This window comes from Pseudomonas sp. SWRI154 (assembly GCF_014268645.1).
In the GTDB taxonomy this organism is placed as follows: domain Bacteria; phylum Pseudomonadota; class Gammaproteobacteria; order Pseudomonadales; family Pseudomonadaceae; genus Aquipseudomonas; species Aquipseudomonas marvdashtae.
This window is the reverse complement of the sequence record NZ_JABWQW010000001.1, coordinates 335557-352476: the sequence shown is the minus strand read 5'-3', so window position 1 is coordinate 352476 and position 16920 is coordinate 335557. Positions and strand designations below refer to the sequence as shown.

The 16920-nt window shown below is 59.3% G+C and carries 18 protein-coding genes, 1 tRNA gene and 1 pseudogene; 8 read left to right on the top strand and 12 right to left on the bottom strand.

Going from position 1 to position 16920, the window contains the following annotated elements; genetic code table 11:
* Window positions 1-4: 4 nt before the first annotated feature.
* The 7 genes from rpmI (at window position 5) to HU806_RS01490 (ending at window position 4936) form a co-directional block, all read left to right on the top strand.
* The gene (gene rpmI / locus HU806_RS01520; RefSeq protein ID WP_002553160.1) at window positions 5-199 is read left to right on the top strand and encodes a 50S ribosomal protein L35; all 195 of its coding nucleotides are present in this window, start codon (window positions 5-7) and stop codon (window positions 197-199) included.
* A 30-nt stretch (window positions 200-229) separates the two neighbouring features.
* Complete coding sequence (gene rplT, locus HU806_RS01515) at window positions 230-586, top strand: 50S ribosomal protein L20 (protein ID WP_002553161.1); 357 nt, start codon at window positions 230-232, stop codon at window positions 584-586.
* Between the two features lie 109 nt (window positions 587-695).
* The gene (pheS, locus tag HU806_RS01510) at window positions 696-1712 is read left to right on the top strand and encodes a phenylalanine--tRNA ligase subunit alpha (protein WP_030142134.1); all 1017 of its coding nucleotides are present in this window, start codon (window positions 696-698) and stop codon (window positions 1710-1712) included.
* Window positions 1713-1747: 35 nt separating this feature from the next.
* Window positions 1748-4126: a phenylalanine--tRNA ligase subunit beta gene (pheT, locus tag HU806_RS01505; protein ID WP_186609418.1), complete on the top strand. Its 2379-nt coding sequence runs from the start codon at window positions 1748-1750 to the stop codon at window positions 4124-4126.
* A 3-nt stretch (window positions 4127-4129) separates the two neighbouring features.
* Window positions 4130-4432 carry an integration host factor subunit alpha gene (ihfA, locus tag HU806_RS01500; protein ID WP_002553164.1) on the top strand — a complete coding sequence of 101 codons (303 nt, stop codon included), beginning with the start codon at window positions 4130-4132 and terminating at the stop codon, window positions 4430-4432.
* A complete protein-coding gene (locus HU806_RS01495; protein WP_003179985.1) occupies window positions 4413-4769 on the top strand; it encodes a MerR family transcriptional regulator in 357 nt (118 codons plus the stop codon). Before ihfA ends, HU806_RS01495 begins: the two co-directional genes overlap by 20 nt.
* A gap of 90 nt (window positions 4770-4859) precedes the next feature.
* Window positions 4860-4936: transfer RNA gene (locus HU806_RS01490), tRNA-Pro, on the top strand.
* Between the two features lie 100 nt (window positions 4937-5036).
* On the opposite strand, the gene HU806_RS01485 is transcribed toward HU806_RS01490, so the two are convergent.
* From HU806_RS01485 to HU806_RS01470, 5 genes and pseudogenes are all read right to left on the bottom strand, one after another.
* Window positions 5037-7040, bottom strand: a complete 2004-nt coding sequence (locus HU806_RS01485; protein ID WP_186609416.1) for a DKNYY domain-containing protein — start codon at window positions 7038-7040, stop codon at window positions 5037-5039.
* Between the two features lie 95 nt (window positions 7041-7135).
* Window positions 7136-7273: pseudogene (locus HU806_RS26415) on the bottom strand (NAD(P)-dependent oxidoreductase); the annotation flags it as partial.
* Window positions 7274-7288: 15 nt separating this feature from the next.
* Window positions 7289-8116 (bottom strand): EamA family transporter, encoded by an 828-nt coding sequence (locus HU806_RS01480; RefSeq protein ID WP_186609414.1) that lies wholly within the window; start codon window positions 8114-8116, stop codon window positions 7289-7291.
* 75 nt (window positions 8117-8191) lie between these two features.
* Window positions 8192-9097 carry a transcriptional regulator GcvA gene (gcvA, locus tag HU806_RS01475; protein WP_186609412.1) on the bottom strand — a complete coding sequence of 302 codons (906 nt, stop codon included), beginning with the start codon at window positions 9095-9097 and terminating at the stop codon, window positions 8192-8194.
* A gap of 139 nt (window positions 9098-9236) precedes the next feature.
* Window positions 9237-10028 (bottom strand): SDR family NAD(P)-dependent oxidoreductase, encoded by a 792-nt coding sequence (locus HU806_RS01470; RefSeq protein WP_186609410.1) that lies wholly within the window; start codon window positions 10026-10028, stop codon window positions 9237-9239.
* Between the two features lie 145 nt (window positions 10029-10173).
* On the opposite strand from HU806_RS01470, the gene HU806_RS01465 reads away from it, so the two are divergent.
* Window positions 10174-10758: a TetR family transcriptional regulator gene (locus HU806_RS01465; RefSeq protein ID WP_186609408.1), complete on the top strand. Its 585-nt coding sequence runs from the start codon at window positions 10174-10176 to the stop codon at window positions 10756-10758.
* A 23-nt stretch (window positions 10759-10781) separates the two neighbouring features.
* Here HU806_RS01465 and HU806_RS26780 read toward each other — a convergent pair whose 3' ends face one another.
* The 7 genes from HU806_RS26780 to choW all read right to left on the bottom strand — a co-directional run bounded on the left by HU806_RS26780 (window position 10782) and on the right by choW (window position 16890).
* Window positions 10782-10868, bottom strand: coding sequence for a small membrane protein YohP (locus HU806_RS26780; protein ID WP_442087941.1), 87 nt, complete (start codon window positions 10866-10868; stop codon window positions 10782-10784).
* Window positions 10869-10979: 111 nt separating this feature from the next.
* Window positions 10980-11243 (bottom strand): hypothetical protein, encoded by a 264-nt coding sequence (locus tag HU806_RS01460; RefSeq protein ID WP_186609406.1) that lies wholly within the window; start codon window positions 11241-11243, stop codon window positions 10980-10982.
* Between the two features lie 102 nt (window positions 11244-11345).
* A complete protein-coding gene (locus HU806_RS01455; RefSeq protein ID WP_186609405.1) occupies window positions 11346-12260 on the bottom strand; it encodes a LysR substrate-binding domain-containing protein in 915 nt (304 codons plus the stop codon).
* 85 nt (window positions 12261-12345) lie between these two features.
* Entirely contained in the window at window positions 12346-13482 is a 1137-nt protein-coding gene (locus HU806_RS01450) for an FAD-binding oxidoreductase (RefSeq protein WP_186609403.1), read from the bottom strand.
* Window positions 13483-13491: 9 nt separating this feature from the next.
* Window positions 13492-14745 carry an aromatic ring-hydroxylating oxygenase subunit alpha gene (locus HU806_RS01445; protein ID WP_186609401.1) on the bottom strand — a complete coding sequence of 418 codons (1254 nt, stop codon included), beginning with the start codon at window positions 14743-14745 and terminating at the stop codon, window positions 13492-13494.
* 76 nt (window positions 14746-14821) lie between these two features.
* On the bottom strand, window positions 14822-16045 hold the full coding sequence (choV, locus tag HU806_RS01440; protein ID WP_186609399.1) for a choline ABC transporter ATP-binding protein: 1224 nt from the start codon (window positions 16043-16045) through the stop codon (window positions 14822-14824).
* Complete coding sequence (choW, locus tag HU806_RS01435) at window positions 16042-16890, bottom strand: choline ABC transporter permease subunit (protein ID WP_186609397.1); 849 nt, start codon at window positions 16888-16890, stop codon at window positions 16042-16044. The genes choV and choW overlap by 4 nt, the downstream gene beginning before the upstream one ends.
* Window positions 16891-16920: the final 30 nt, after the last annotated feature.

Genomic DNA, 16920 nt, shown 5'->3' with positions numbered 1-16920 from the left:
GAACATGCCAAAGATGAAGACCAAAAGTGGTGCTGCTAAGCGGTTTCTGAAAACTGCTAACGGTATCAAGCACAAGCACGCTTTCAAGAGCCACATCCTGACCAAAATGTCGACCAAGCGTAAGCGTCAACTGCGCGGTAGCAGCTTGCTGCATCCGTCTGACGTGGCAAAAGTCGAGCGCATGCTGCGCCTTCGTTAATTTTTGGATCAAGAATAGAGGAAGTAACTCATGGCTCGTGTAAAGCGTGGCGTCATTGCCCGTAAGCGTCACAAAAAAATTCTGAAACTTGCTAAAGGCTACTACGGCGCGCGTTCCCGCGTATTCCGTGTTGCCAAGCAAGCGGTAATCAAGGCAGGCCAATACGCCTACCGTGACCGTCGTCAGAAAAAACGTCAGTTCCGCGCTCTGTGGATCGCTCGTATCAACGCTGGTGCTCGTGTTAACGGTCTGTCCTACAGCCGTTTCATCGCTGGCCTGAAAAAAGCGTCCATCGAGATCGACCGTAAGGTTCTGGCTGATCTGGCAGTGAACGAAAAAGCGGCGTTTGCTGCGATTGTCGAGAAAGCTAAAGCCACCTTGGCTTAAGTACCCCCGGCAGTCACCCGGGCTCACCTCTGTGGGTCCAGGTGTCAAACGTCATAAATAGGGGAAGAGCCTTAAAGCTCTTCCCCTATTTTGTATCTGGAGTCTGTACATGGAAAACCTGGACGCGCTGGTCGCTCAAGCACTAGAGGCTGTGCAAAGCGCTGAAGATATCAATGCCCTGGAGCAAATCCGGGTTCACTACCTTGGCAAGAAAGGCGAGTTGACTCAGGTGATGAAGACCCTGGGGAACCTGCCGGCCGAAGAGCGTCCGCAGGTCGGTGCGCTGATCAACGTCGCCAAGGAACGTGTCACAGAGGTCCTCAATGCACGCAAGGCGCTGTTCGAGGAGGCCGGTCTGGCCGCCAAGCTCGCCGCCGAATCCATTGACGTGACCCTGCCTGGCCGTGGCCAGACTTCCGGTGGGCTGCATCCGGTTACCCGGACCCTGGAACGCATCGAGCAATTCTTCACCCACATTGGCTACGGCATCGCCGAAGGCCCCGAGGTTGAAGACGATTATCACAACTTCGAAGCGCTCAACATCCCAGGCCATCACCCGGCCCGGTCGATGCATGACACCTTCTATTTCAATGCGAACATGCTGTTGCGCACCCATACCTCGCCGGTACAGGTCCGCACCATGGAATCGCAGCAGCCGCCGATCCGCATCGTCTGCCCAGGCCGTGTGTACCGTAGCGACTCCGATATCACCCACTCGCCGATGTTCCACCAGGTCGAAGGCCTGCTGGTTGATCGCGACATCAATTTTGCTGACCTGAAAGGCACCATCGAGGAATTCTTGCGGGTGTTCTTCGAGAAAGAGCTGGCCGTGCGTTTCCGCCCTTCGTACTTCCCGTTCACCGAGCCATCGGCGGAAGTCGACATGGAATGTGTGATGTGCAGCGGCAAAGGCTGTCGCGTCTGTAAACAGACCGGCTGGCTGGAAGTCATGGGTTGCGGCATGGTTCACCCGAACGTGCTGCGCATGTCCGGGATCGATCCGGAAGAATTCTCCGGCTTTGCCTTCGGCATGGGCGTCGAGCGCCTGGCCATGCTGCGTTACGGTGTGAATGACTTGCGCCTGTTCTTCGACAACGACTTGCGATTCCTTGCGCAATTTCGCTAGGTCGCAACCCGTAACGAATCTATTAGGAGAGCAGGATGAAATTCAGTGAACAGTGGCTGCGCGGCTGGGTAAGCCCGCAGGTAAGCCAGGACGAGCTGGTTGCTCGCCTGTCGATGGCCGGTCTTGAGGTCGATAGCGTGACGTCGGCCGCCGGTGCATTCAGCGGTGTGGTCGTGGGCGAGGTGCTGGGCACCGAGCAGCACCCTGACGCTGACAAGCTGCGGGTTTGCCAGGTCAGCAATGGCGCGCAAACGTTCCAGGTAGTTTGTGGTGCGCCAAACGTGCGCCCCGGCTTGAAAATTCCGTTCGCCATGATCGGTGCCGAACTGCCGGGCGACTTCAAGATCAAGAAAGCCAAGCTGCGCGGCGTCGAGTCCAACGGCATGTTGTGCTCCCAGGCTGAACTGCAGGTTGGCGAAGGCAACGATGGTTTGATGGAGCTTCCGGCCGATGCGCCGGTTGGCCAGGACATCCGCCAATACCTGGGCCTGGACGATGCAAGCATCGAGGTCGACCTGACGCCGAACCGTGGCGACTGCCTGTCCCTCGCCGGTCTGGCGCGCGAAGTGGGTGCCTTGTATGACGCACCGGTAACCCGCCCTGCGGTCGCGGTCGTTCCGGCGGTGCATGATGAAGTGCGCCCGGTTGAAGTTCTCGCGCCAGCCGCATGCCCCCGTTACCTGGGTCGTGTGATCCGTAACGTCGACCTGTCCAAGCCGACGCCGCTGTGGATGGTCGAACGCCTGCGACGCTCCGACGTACGCAGCATCGACGCGGCTGTCGACATCACCAACTACGTGATGCTCGAACTGGGCCAGCCGCTGCACGCGTTCGACCTGGCTGAAATCAACGGCGGCATCCGCGTGCGCATGGCTGACGAAGGCGAGAAGCTGGTACTGCTCGACGGCCAGGAAGTGACCCTGCGCAGCGACACACTGGTGATTGCCGACCACACCCGCGCCCTGGCGATTGCCGGCGTGATGGGTGGCGAGCACAGCGGCGTCTCCACGACCACCCGCGACGTATTCCTTGAAAGCGCGTTCTTCGACCAGATCGCCGTTGCTGGCAAGGCTCGCTCGTACGGCCTGCACACCGATGCCTCACACCGTTACGAGCGTGGCGTGGACTGGCAGCTCGCCCGTGAAGCCATGGAGCGCGCCACTGGCCTGCTGCTGGAAATCACCGGTGGCGAAGCCGGCCCGATCATCGAGACCGTCAGCGAACAGCACCTGCCCAAGATTGCACCGGTCACCCTGCGTGCCCAGCGCATCACCCAGATGCTGGGCATGGCAATGGATCCGGCTGAAGTCGAGCGCCTGCTCAGCGCCCTGGGCCTGACCATCCGCGCGGACGGGGAAGGGCAGTGGCGCGTCGAAGTGCCAAGTCACCGTTTCGATATCAGCCTGGAAGTCGACCTGATCGAGGAGCTGGCTCGCCTATACGGCTACAATCGCCTGCCGGTGCGCTATCCGCAAGCCCGCTTGGCCCCGCAAGCCAAGGCCGAAGCCCGTAGCGACCTGCCGGAGCTGCGTCGCCTGCTGGTGGCCCGTGGGTATCAGGAAGCGATCACCTACAGCTTCATCGATCCACGCCAGTTCGAGCTGTTCAATCCGGGTGTCGCGCCGTTGCTGTTGGCGAACCCGATTTCCAACGACATGGCGGCTATGCGCTCATCCCTTTGGCCAGGCCTGGTCAAGTCGCTGCAGCACAACCTGAATCGTCAGCAGGATCGCGTACGCCTGTTCGAAAGCGGCCTGCGCTTCGTTGGTCAGCTGGACGGCCTGAAGCAAGAATCGATGCTCGCCGGTGTGGTCTGTGGCAGCCGCCTGCCGGAAGGCTGGGCGCAAGGCCGCGACGTCGTGGACTTCTTCGACATCAAGGCCGACGTGGAAGCAGTGCTGGGCTTCGCCGGTGCGCTCGACGCGTTCACTTTCGTACCGGGCAAGCACCCGGCGCTGCATCCGGGACAGACCGCGCGTATCGAGCGGGACGGGCGTGAAGTCGGCTTCGTCGGTGCGATTCACCCTGAACTGTCAAAAACCTTGGGCCTGGATCGTCCGGTCTTTGTTTTCGAGCTGGTCCTGGCTGAAGTCGCCCAAGGAAAAATGCCGAAGTTCCAAGAGTTATCGCGCTTTCCTGAAGTGCGCCGTGACCTGGCCCTGGTGGCTGATGTTGGTGTCGCGTCCAGCGCTGTATTGGCGGTAATTCGTGAAAATGCAGGCGAATGGCTGACGGACCTCAGGCTATTTGACGTGTATCAGGGTAAAGGTATTGATCCGCATAGAAAAAGCCTAGCAGTCGGCTTGACCTGGCAGCATCCATCGCGCACTCTTAATGACGATGAGGTGAATACCGCAACGCAGAATATCCTCACCTCGCTCGAACACAGGTTGAACGCCACGTTAAGGAAGTGACGTATGGGGGCTCTGACGAAAGCTGAGATGGCGGAACGTCTGTATGAGGAGTTGGGCCTGAATAAACGGGAGGCCAAAGAATTGGTCGAACTGTTTTTCGAAGAAATCAGGCACGCTCTCGAGGACAACGAGCAGGTCAAATTGTCCGGATTCGGCAATTTTGACCTTCGGGACAAACGCCAGCGGCCTGGCCGCAATCCGAAAACGGGAGAAGAAATCCCGATCACGGCTCGCCGTGTGGTCACCTTTCGTCCAGGGCAGAAGTTGAAGGCCCGAGTTGAGGCTTATGCTGGAACCAAGTCATAACGACGAGCTACCCGTCATCCCGGGCAAACGCTACTTCACCATCGGTGAAGTCAGCGAGCTGTGTGCGGTAAAACCGCACGTGCTGCGCTATTGGGAGCAGGAGTTTCCTCAACTCAACCCGGTCAAGCGCCGCGGAAACCGCCGGTATTATCAGCGACAAGACGTACTGATGATCCGGCAGATCCGCGCGCTGCTATATGACCAGGGATTCACCATCGGCGGCGCACGCCTGCGCCTCTCCGGTGATGAGGCCAAAGACGATACAACCCAGTACAAACAAATGATCCGCCAGATGATCGCCGAGCTCGAAGATGTGCTGGTGGTGCTCAAGAAATAAATTTCTGCTTTTAAATACTTCCAGTTTTCAAAAGCTTGCGATATATTCCTGAGCGTTCCGTTGAGAAGCGGAACAAGATTCACGCCTAGTCGGGGCGTAGCGCAGTCCGGTAGCGCACTAGCATGGGGTGCTAGGGGTCGAGTGTTCGAATCACTCCGTCCCGACCATATTATTCAATGACTTAGGCCAATGTTCACAGCATTGGCCTTTTTCATGTGCGTGGCTTTTGCGGGACAGTTCATTTCATAGTTAAGCCTGCATTGGTCACTACCCCAGAGTTTCCCGATACTGCGCTTCATCAACCTCGGTCAAGGTCGCATAGCCATCGTAATGGTAGAGTCGATGCCTGTCCCGGGCATAGCGCTCAGTCAGGAATTGGAAGGTGGTCAGGTCGATACGCTTGGTGCTCAGTGGGCGTCGGTGGCAGAACAACTTGCGCGTGCCCAGTTGCAGGAAGTCGGGATGCGGTACGCGGACTTCATCAGGATCGAATGCCACGTCCAGCGGCTTGCCTTCCGAGAGGATCAGATCAGGGCCGACGGCATAGGTACCTAGAAAGCGCGTATCGCAAGGACGTAGCTTTTTCTTCGCCTCGCCGTAGTAATACACCAAGTCCCGGTCCTTGGCCCAACCGTGCCCGCAGGACTCGAAAGTGGCAACTTGCGCCTTACGAATCGGTTCGGGAGGATGATAGAAAACACGGTGGCAGAACACGGTTTTCCCATCCGTCAGGTAGGGGCCACCAAATGAGCGGAAGTGCTCCACCGGTTCCTGGGAAAACCGTTCGGGCACTTCCGTTTGCGCGTTATGGAACGGGATCAGATACAAGCCCTGGGCATCGCCGCACAGGTGGGTGTCGAGCAATTTGAAACTTGCCGCGTCCAGTCCGTTGATAACGCGCCCGTGGAAATGGACCTGGCGGCCCCGTTCAAAACCGAGGCCGATGGTCTCTAGCGGCAGCGTTTCTGCCTGTATTTGTGGTTCTTCAGGCTGCGCCTGCAAGCGGTGCCACCAGTAACCTTTCAGCTGCGGATGGGCTTCGAAGTAGGGTGCCCATTCCTGCTGCATCGCTGCATCGATGATTCCCCCAGAGCCCAGCGGGCCGTGCTTGTCACCCGCCAGCACGGGCGAGTAATCCCGATCATTGCGACAGAGCTGGGTCACGACAAAGCTTTCCACGTCGACGTCCAGGCGTTTCTGGTGCCGGTAGACGTGCCGGTGATCATGGTAATAATCGAACCCCAAGTGTCGAAAACTCGGGCCATGGGCGTCACGCAAGCGTGTGCCGGCGGCGTAGACGTGCAGGTCGTCCACGGCAAAATACTCATCCTCGTATTCTCTGGCGCTGACCACGCGACCGTACTCATCGTACGTTGGCTGGCAGCACTTGAGCGGGTGGAAATCGCCAACGTAGCGAATGCTCTTGCCGGTCAGGTAATAGGCTCGGTGCCGGTCCTTGGCGTAGCGTTCGTTGAGCACAGTGAAGGTTGCCAGGTCGGCATTGTCGATGCGGTAGAAGTATTCATAGGAAATGCTCGAGCCTTGCTGCGCTTGGACGATGATCGATTGTCCATCGGTTCCCCAGCGCTGAGCGAGCATCCGAAAGTTGCCAGGGTTTCTGATTGGCAGCGGCGTGCCGTCTTTCTGGTGCAGGGGTTTGTAACCCTTGTAGACCTGATCGTCGATCACTCGATAGGACGCGTGATTGCAATACCGCACCCGCGTCGTGGCGCTGGCGATGAACTGCCCCTGCAGAAAGATATTCACCCCGTCGCTGAACAGGGCGGAAGCTGACGTCACCGAGGCTGGCGACGATGCCAACAGGGCCAGGCTTTCGGGGCGTGCCCCTGGGATTTGGGTGATCGCGTACTCGCCGAACCAATAGGCGCCGGTTTCGTCACGCCAGTACTGGTAGCCGAGGTTTTCCAGGCCCTTGTCGAACCGAAACGCCAAGGCTTGGAGCGCGTGGTAGCCGTGGCGTTCCCGGTAGGCTGGAAGCAGGTAGTAATCGCGCAGCGCATTGCGCAAGACCCAACGGTTGCGGCGGTGCCGCCAGGTCGGCTGGCCGGCCCGCAAGGGCGAGGGTGGATAATGTCCATCACTGGCGCATCGCGCCAACTCGCCGGGGTTTGCGCCTTCAGGGTTGAGCATGATGTACACATCGGGCACTTGCCCGTCGCCCAGCAGCACGCCGTCCATGAACGCGAAGCTTTGGTGCCATTCAAGATCCAGCAGCTCCCAGTCAGCGAAGGGTGCCTCGATGCCTGTCATATCGTTGGGGCCTGAACGCCGTAAGTATTGGCTCGAGAACTAACATTTTTGCGGCGATCTCGCCAGCTTGGCCGTCCATTCATTTGCCGCCCGTCCGCATAGTCGACATATTCATTGGGGCTGCCGAGGCGCGCCGATGCCGAAGAGATGTTGATCACCACGCCGCCCGGACCGTTGTGCCGATAGGACATGCGCTTCACCGCCTGCTGGGCGCAGAGAGTCGGGCCAATGGAAGGCAGTTGGCTGTATCAGCCGATGATGAGGATGCCGCTGGCGATCACGGCGCACGCCAGGAGGCGTCGGGTGGTGAGTGTCTCGCCGAGGAACAGGTAGCCGATCAATGCTGCGAACAGCACGCTGGTTTCGCGCAACGCCGATACCGCGCCCAAGGGCGCTGCGTTCATGGCGTAGATGACGATTCCATAGGCCAGCAAAGAAACCAGCCCGCCAGCCAGGGCGGTCAACATGCCGGGCCGGACGGAGAATAAGCTGCGAGCGTCGCGCAGACCGATGTACACCACAGGCATCAGCACGCCCCACAACGCGCACATCCATACGGTGTAGGAGAGCGGCGCGCCGGAAAGCCTGGCGCCAATACCGTCGGTGACGCTGTAGGCTGCAATGAAGTAGCCAGTCCCGAGCGCATAGGGAAGGCTGGGAACCGACAGTTTGCGCCCCCTGAAAGCCAGCGAGATGATCCCGCCTGACACCAGTGCGATACCGAATAACGTACCAGGGGCGATGGTTTCTCCGGCGAAGATGGCGGCGCCCAGAGTGATCAACACCGGTGACGATCCACGGGATATCGGATAGACCTGCCCCAGGTCGCCGACCCGATAGCTGCGCACCAGAAACAGGTTGTAGCCGACGTGCAGCAGCGCCGAAAGCAGCGCATAGCCCCAGCTGGCGGGCGCCGGTGGCTGCATGAACGCCGCGGCAACGACACTGGCGATGGCGACAGCGATGCACATCATCGTCATCGACCATAGGCGATCTGCGCCACCGCGCAGCAGTGCATTCCAGCTGGCATGCAGGAGTGCGGCGAAAAGAACCAGGAGAACGATGTGGATAGGCATGCACCGATGTTATGCAAACCAGCGCCCGGCCTACAGCGAAGTCTCCTCATTGCTTCATGAATGGATGTTCATGCCTTACTCATAAGAGCGTTGGACTTTCAGTGCCTCACTCATCAACCACTGGCGAAAACTGACGATGTGTGGCTGCGATTCGATGCCTTTTGGACAAACGAAATAGTAGGCAAGCGGTGAGGGGAACGGCACATCGAACAGCCGCACCAGACGGCCATCGCTGATTTCAGTTTGAACATGCCCGCTGCGCACCAAGGCAACGCCCTGGCCGAGCAAGGCTGCCTCGACCGTCATGTTGGTGTCGCCAAACCTGACGCTTTCCTTGAGCGGCAAAAATTCCAGCCCGACCTTTTCGAACCAAGCCTCCCATTTCGGCACGAGCTCGGCACCGTCTCGGGTCAGCAGCGGGTAATGCAACAATTCGGCAGGACTGCGCGGTGTCCCGAAGCGCTGCAGCAGATCGGGGCTCGCCACCGGAAACACCTGCTCGCCGAACAGGTATTGCGAGAAGAGCCCGGGGTAACGGCCCTTGCCGAGCCGGATCGCGACGTCGGCCTGTGCGTTGGAGAAATGGATGATCTTGTCCGTGGTGTCCAGCGAAACCAATAGCTCAGGATGCTGGCGGGAAAGATTCGGCAAACGCGGCAGCAGCCATTTCAGAGCGAAGGAATACGTGGTGCTGACTTCGAGTCGGACCCGACCTTTTTGCTCGCGCAGATCGGCCAGGGACGCCTCAAGACTCATGAAGAACTCCCGAACGATGGGCGCCAGCGTAGCCCCCGCCGCCGTGAGGCTTAATGATTTGCCACGCTCGAACAACTGCAATCCCCAAAGCGCTTCCAGATGCTTGAGCTGGTGACTCACGGCGCTTTGGGTAACGTGCAGCTCGTCGGCGGCAGCGGTAAAGGTCGCGTGCCGGGTGGCTGCTTCAAAGGCACGCAATGTAGCGGTTGGCGGCAGATCTCTCATGTGTACGGTGTCCCGGCGCTGCGTCAGAGATGCGCATCATGAGCGCGAGCTCATGATAGTGCATCCTGTCTTCAGCTGTGGATGGGCAGGGACAATCTGTTGTCATGGAAAGCGCATTGTTCACGTCGTAGCCATTCGATTAACGAATAAAGCCCCGATACCGCTCGGCCACCGTCGACTGCTTGATTTGCGCCAACAACCCTTGCCGCGCAGCCTGCAAGGCGTCCCATTGAGCGCCGTCCTGCAATGGCGGGATGGTCACTGGTTCGCGGCGATCGAATCCGACCAATGCGGCATCGACCAGGTCGCCGACTTCCATGATTTCGCTGAGGGTGTTGATGTCGATGCCCGCGCGGTCCCAGATTTCGGTACGGGTGGCGGCGGGTAGAACGGCTTGTACGTAGACACCCTTGGGCGAAAGCTCCAGGCTGAGCCCTTGGGAGAGAAACAGCACGAATGCCTTGGTCGCACCGTAGACCGTCATGCCGAACTCCGGCGCCAGGCCGACCACTGAGCCGATGTTGACGATCGCGCCGTCGCCGGCGTGCGCCAAGCGTGGGGCGATGGCGCTGGCCAGTCGAACCAATGCGGTGGTGTTGAGCGAAACGAGGTGCGCGACGCTGTCGGTGGTCTGTTCGATGAAACTGCCGGATTGGGCGGCTCCAGCGTTGTTGATCAGGATCCCGATGCTGGCGTCGTCACGCAGGCGCGCCTCGACGGTGTGCAGATCGCCGGTTTGGGTCAGGTCGGCCTGGAGCACATCGACATTGACGCTGTGTTCGTTGCGCAGCGCGGTCGCCAAGGCTTGCAGTCGCGTGTTGTCGCGGGCAACCAGCACCAGGTTGTGCCCGCGTTGCGCGAAGCGCTTGGCATAGACAGCACCGATACCGGTGGAAGCGCCGGTGATGAGAACGGTTGTGGGAGTGGTCATGAGGTGAGTCTCTTCAAGGGTTCGAGGACAGCGTTGCGTTGGTGCCTTAGGATGATGATCAGAATCTAAGCTGTCAATGAATATGATTACGACCGGCATCTATGTATGATGCAGGCATGATTCGAACGGCTACGAGGTAACAAACATGAGAGTGACCAAGGCCCAGGCCCAGGCAAACCGGGAGCACATCGTCGAGACGGCTTCGGTGTTGTTTCGCGAGCGTGGCTTTGACGGTATAGGTGTGGCGGATCTGATGGCTGCCGCCGGCTTCACCCATGGCGGTTTCTACAAACATTTCGGTTCGAAAACCGACCTGATGGCTGAAGCGGCCGCGAACAGCCTTTCGCGATCGCTGGCAGGCGCTGGCGAGATGGATGTGGCTGAGTTCTTCCAGATGTATGTCTCCAAGGAGCACCGTGATGCGCGGGGCAATGGTTGCACCCTGGCGGCGTTGTGCGGTGATGCGGCGCGTCAATCCGACGGGTTGAAGGCCACGTTCGCCAGCGGCGTGGAAAGCACCCTGGCTGCACTTGAAGAAAAGCACGACGCCGGGCCGCAAGCGGCCGACGGAGAAGGGCGGGCGGACATGATCAGTCTTCTCGCACAGGCCGTCGGCGCGCTGATGCTGTCGCGAGCCTGCCCGGACGACGCTCCGTTGGCAAATGAAATACTCGAGGTCTGCCGTGCCCGCATCCTGGCGTCCTTGCCAATGTCAGAAGACAAGCGGTAGGGCCAATGCCTACCGCAGTCCAATCAGAAGATGAACTTGAACAGGGCGATGACCACGATCAGGCCGATCAGAAAGATGATCCCAACGGTACCACCAAGAAACTTCAACATAAGAACGCTCTCATCAGATGGGCTTGATCTTCTAGACCCCTGGCGAGCGTGCTCGGTTCGGTAAATTTTCTGGCGTCAATCGCTACGAAGATGTGAGAGGGAAGGCGCCGTTCAGTGAAGCGCCAGGGACCTCGGAACAGAGACATGTTCGAATTTTGATATGGTCTTGATCCAATAGCGCCGATATTCGGTCTTGTCCGGCGCCGGTGGTTTATAGCTTGACCAGGGATGCTCCGCCTTCAAGCGGGCCCGATAAGCCTCCCATTCTTTCTGCTCGGCCACTTCCCTGGCTTTGTTTCTGTCATCGAACCAACCCAGGACATAGGGCTCGCCCTGCTCCGAGCCGTTCGCTATCAGCAGATAAATTTCAGTCATTACGATCCCCATCGTCATCCAGCCACCCAGCTCACTGGGGTCTTGTCATGGGTATCGGCCGCCGGTGCTGGTTTTTGAGGTTAATTGATCGGCGCAGACGGCTCAGGTGTCATCCGCCTGGGCCAGGTGCGCTATCAGCCATTCGCGGAAGCGATTGACACTCTGTCGGTTCGGCGTCCGGCCCTGGGGTTCCAGCAAGCAGAATTGTGCGTCGGTGCGCAGGATGGCGTGCGTCGGCCGCACGAGGTTGCCGGTTTGCAAATGGTTGCTGAGCAGCCCCGACCAGGCCAGGGCGATCCCTTGGCCTGCCAGCGCCGACTGGATCAGCATCGAATAGCTGTTGATGTTGATGCGCCGCCGAGGTTCTGGCGCTTGATGGCCGAGGCGTCGGAACCATTCCTTCCAGCCAATCCAGTCCCGATGCTGGTCTTCCAGCCACAGCCAGGTGCATCCGCTCAATTGTTCCAGCGTCTCAATCCTTGGGTGTTGCGCTAAATAGGCGGGGCTGCACACCGGGAAAATCTCTTCATTGAACAACGGCGTGACTTTCATGTTTTTAGGCGGCGTGCTGCAGTAATAGAGCGCCAGATCACAATCGAGTCGGGAAAAGTCTTGCACTTGGTCGGTCGCGATAATGCGCAGATCGATCTCCTCGTTCTGGCGCTGGAACTCCGTTACCAGCGGCACCAGCCACAGCGAAGCCATTGCCGTGCTGGTGACAACGGTCACTTGCTGCGCGCCTTGCCAGTGCCGGATTCCCGCGGTGGCGTGGGCGATCTGTTGCAGCGTGTCGCGGATACTCTCGTAGTATTGGCCGCCCGAAGCGGTGAGGTTGATTTCACGTGTCGAGCGGGTGAAAAGCGCCGTGCCCAGATAATCCTCGAGCAAGCGTATCTGGCGGCTGATGGCGCCCTGGGTGACGTTCAGTTCACGGGCCGCCATGGTGAAACTCAGGTGTCGCGCGGCGGCTTCGAACGCCACCAGGCTGTTGAGAGGCGGCAAGGGTTGCAGTTTCATCAGGTGGTCACTGCCTTATGAGTCAAGCGCACGCCGATTGTGCTGAAGCCCGTCTGCGCAAGCTACCTCTTGATGATGCAACAAGCTAAAGATCGATGACCAAGTCGGACGTAGGCTTGCTGCAGCACAGCAAGCGTAGGCCCTTGTCGATTTCCCGTTGCCGGATCCCGCCATTGTGGTTCATCTCGACCGTACCCTCCAGCAGGGCAGTCTTGCAGGTGCCGCAAACGCCCTGGCTGCAGGAGGAAGGCACAATCGCGCCGGCTTTTTTGGCCGCGGCCAGCACGGTCTGATTGCCCGGCATGCTGAAGGTCCTGCCGGAACGCGACAGGGTTACCGAGAACGTTGGTTGTGACGCAATTGAAGCGGCCTGCGCTATCGACGGTTCATCGTTCAGCGTAGCAATGTCGAAGCTTTCCTGATGGTAGTGATCGAAATCGAACGCTGCTTCGCTGAGCACAGATCTGACCGCGTCCATGTACCCTCGAGGCCCGCAGGTAAAGACTTCGCGCATCTTGAAATCGGGCACCTGCTGGTTCAACAAAGACAAATCGAGTCGACCTACAGGCTGTTGCCAGTTAACCATGTCGCCGAGTTCTTCGCATATGTTGATAACCCGCAACCCCGGCATGTTGGCCTGCATTCGCGTCAGTTCCCCGTGGAAGATGATGTCGGTCGGGGTACGGGCGCTGTGCACAAAAACGATATCGAGGTTGCCGGCCATGTCGCAGGCGGCCCGTGTCATCGACATCAAAGGGGTCACGCCGGAGCCTGCGGACAGGTACAACAATTTGGCCGCGGGATGGCCAACCGGCGTGAAGCTACCGGCCGGACCGGATGCGCGCAGGCTGTCTCCCGGTTTTAGCTGGTCGTGCAGCCAGTTCGAGACTGTTCCGCCGGGCACGCGCTTGACGGTAATCGAGAAGGCGAACGGGCGGGTGGGAGAGGATGACAAGGTGTAGCAACGGGCGATGGTCTGCCCGCCAATGACTGGCGAGACCGTGATGAATTGACCGGGCTCGAAACTCAATGCGCTGAAATCCGCACATCGAAAGATGAAAGTCTTTACGTCATGGGTTTCTTGTCGGACGGCGCAACATTGCAAGGTTTTCTGTTGCGCGCTGTTCCACTGCGCGCCGGACGTCGCCCAGGTCGCGGGGTCGGTGAAGCGCTGGACCGCATGGCTTTGCTCAGGGCGCGTCAGGGTTTCGTAGATCGTCATGTTCATTCCTCACACGCCATGGGCGGCCAGACGCGCCGCGTACCAGCGGGAAAACTGCTCGACATAGGTTTCCGTGAAGGCCGAGAACGGTCCTGGCGTGTAGGCGGGGTCCTGGGTTCCGCTGTGGGTGATGCCAACGAGACTGGCATCCTGGAGGTTTGTCGCGGCCCAGACTTCGATCAGTTTATCCAACTGATAGTCCACGCCCTCGATCGCGTCGGCATGCACCAGCCACTTGGTGCGCACCAGGGTTTTGTCGGGCGCCAGCGGGATGATGTAGGACACGACGGCATGGTCGCTCATGATGTGCGTCCAGGAATTGTGCGTCCACAGATGCATGTCGCCCAGGTCGCGGCGGGTGAGGTCACCCAGCAACCGGGAGCACGCCACGCGAGTATCGAGAGTCTGGGATTCGCCGTTGCCCGCGATGGCCAATCGTTGCGAGCGGAACTGCGTGATCGCGTCCTCGCCCAGGTGTTCGACGGCCTCACAGAGATAGCCTTGGTCTTCCCAGTCTTGCTTGGTATCGGCATTGCGCTGGTGATATTCCTGGAGCGCCAGGAGTGAATCCTCCCCCAGCCCATCGGTGCAAAAACCGAAGTCTTCGGGCAGGAAGGATGCAGTCAGTTCAGGATGGGTGGCGGCGCAGTGGTAACACTCGCGATTGTTCTCGATCACCAGTTTCCAGTTGCCGTTCTCGATGATCTCCGATTCGTAGGCAATTTTCGAACGGGTAAGGTCGTATTGAGCGAAGCGCGGTGTCATGACCTGGTCCAGGTACAGGATGTCTTCTGGCGGCTCGTCATTCAGGCAAACGAAGACATGGGTACCGACCACGCGGGTATGGACAGGGATCAGGCTTTTGCAGCCCGGGTCGAAGTCCTTGCCCATGTGCGCGGCATGTTTCAGGGTGCCATCCAGGTCGTAGCTCCATTGATGGTACGGGCAGACCAGCATGCCCACCGTCGACTTGCCGACCTGTTTCAGCCGCGCTCCCCGATGCCGGCAGACATTTCGGAATGCCTGCACATGTTCGTCGTCATCGCGTACCAGGATGATCGAGGACTTGCCAATGTCGATGGTCGAGACATCACCGGGTTCAGCGATGTCGCTGGTGACGCCCACCAGGATCCAATGCCGGGTGAAAAAGATATCGACGTCGGTTTCAAAAATGTCCTGCCGTCCGAATAGACCGCCAGGCATGCCGTGGCCCGGGTGGCGGTCGGCCAGAAGTTCACGATGGGTTTTCAGGGTGGGGTTCATCGTCGTTCTCACTCAAACCTGATGGTCGGTTGTTCGGAAAAAACAGTGCTGCGAAAGCCGGTTCGACATTGTTTGTTCAAGCCACTGAAGGCTCTTGTAGCGGCTCGGATAAAACCGCTCGCGACAGGTCATGTCCGAGCAGCGCGCGATACAGTTCGCCGTCGCCCAAGACCCCCACGACCCGCTGTTTTTCATCGAGTACGATCAGTGGATGGCCACTTTCATAGCGAATCCGAAGGGCGTCGCGCATGCTGATATCCGGCGGTACCGATGTGACTCGGCGGTGCAGGGGCTCGCATCCCTTGGTGCCATTGCAATGCTGCACTGGCACAGCCGTGGCCCCGCGGCGGATGCTGGCCAAGCGTTGGGACGGGTCGAGGATCATCCAGAGGTTTTGCACGGTATCCAGGCAATATTCACCGCGGGCAAGCACGCACTGGCCCAACGGCGTCATCAAGCTTTTCGCACACAGCACATTCAATGGATTGGTGTGGGCGACGAAGTTGCGCACGTAGTCATCGGCCGGGTTCAGCACGATCTCTTCGGGCTGGCTGTACTGGATAATCTTGCCATCCTTCATGATCGCGATACGTGTCCCCAGCTTGAGTGCCTCATCCAGGTCATGGCTGACGAATACGATGGTCTTGTGCAACTTGCGCTGCAGGTCGAGCAACTCGTCCTGCAGGCCTTGGCGTATCAGCGGGTCGAGGGCGGAGAAGGGCTCGTCCATCAACAGGATATCGGCATCCATCGCCAGGGCTCGGGCCAGGCCGACCCGCTGTTGCATGCCGCCTGAAAGCTCCTCCGGCTTTTTGTTGCGCCACTGGGTCAGGCCCACCAGCTCGAGTTTCTCATCCACCAGCTTGCGCCGTTCCTGCTCAGGACGACCCTGCATCTCCAGGCCGAAACCGATGTTTTCGCGCACCGTCAACCAGGGCATCAAGGCAAACTTCTGGAACACCATGGCGATGCGTTGGGTGCGCATCATCTTCAGTTCGGCCGCAGTGCAGGCGGCGAGGTTGATCTGCGTGCCTTGATGCTCGACGAACAACTTGCCGCGGCTGACCGTGTTCAGGCCATTGATGCAGCGCAGCAGGCTCGATTTGCCGGAGCCTGAGAGCCCCATCAGCACGCAGATTTCACCTTTGTTAATAGCCAGGTTGGCCTTTTCCACGCCGACGATCAGGCCGGTCTTGTGCAGGATGTCCGGGCGGGAAAAGCCTTGGTCGAGCAGATCCAGCGCGGGCTTGGGGCGATTGGCGAAGATGACGTCGACGTCTTCAAAACGAATGATGCTCATGCGTCACCTCTCTTCACGCTTTCGCGCTGTTTGCAGATGCGATCGAGGGTGATGGCCAGCAGCACGATAGCCAGGCCTGCTTCGAAACCCATGGCGATATCGGCGGTGTTCAGCGCGTTGACGACTGGTTTGCCAAGGCCATCGGCACCGACCAGTGCGGCGATCACCACCATGGACAGCGACAACATGATGCATTGGGTGATGCCGGCGGCGATGCTTGGCATCGCATGGGGCAGTTCGATGCGGGCCAGCAGTTGGCGGCGTGAGCAACCGAAGGCCTTGCCGGCGTCCATCAACTCGTTCGGGACGTCGCAAATCCCCAGGTAGGTCAGGCGGATTGGCGCGGCGATGGCGAAGACCACCGTGGAGATCAACCCTGGAACCACGCCGAGGCCGAACAGGGTCAGCGTCGGGATCAGGTAGACGAACGTGGGCACGGTCTGCATCAGGTCGAGAATCGGCCGCAGGGCTGCGTAGAACCAGGGACGGTGCGCCGCGACGATGCCCAGCGGCACGCCGATGATGACGCACATCAGCGTGGCGAAGGTCACCTGGGCGAGGGTCTCCATGGTTTCTTGCCAGTAACCCAGATTGAGGATCAACAAAAACGAGAGGACGACGAAGAGCGTCAGGCTGACCTTGCGTTGGATGCCGAAGGCGAGCAAGCCGAATAGCCCGATCAGCGCCAGCGGGTTGAACCAGAGCAGGGCGCTGGTAAACACCGTGATGACTCCGGACAGCGCCAGCGAGATAGCATCGAATACGCTGGCGCCATGCTGGGTCAGCCAATCGACATATCGGGCGATGTACTCACCCAGGGGAAGTTTTTCTTGTGGAATCCACATAGGCCGGCTCGTTATTGTTTGGATGTGCCT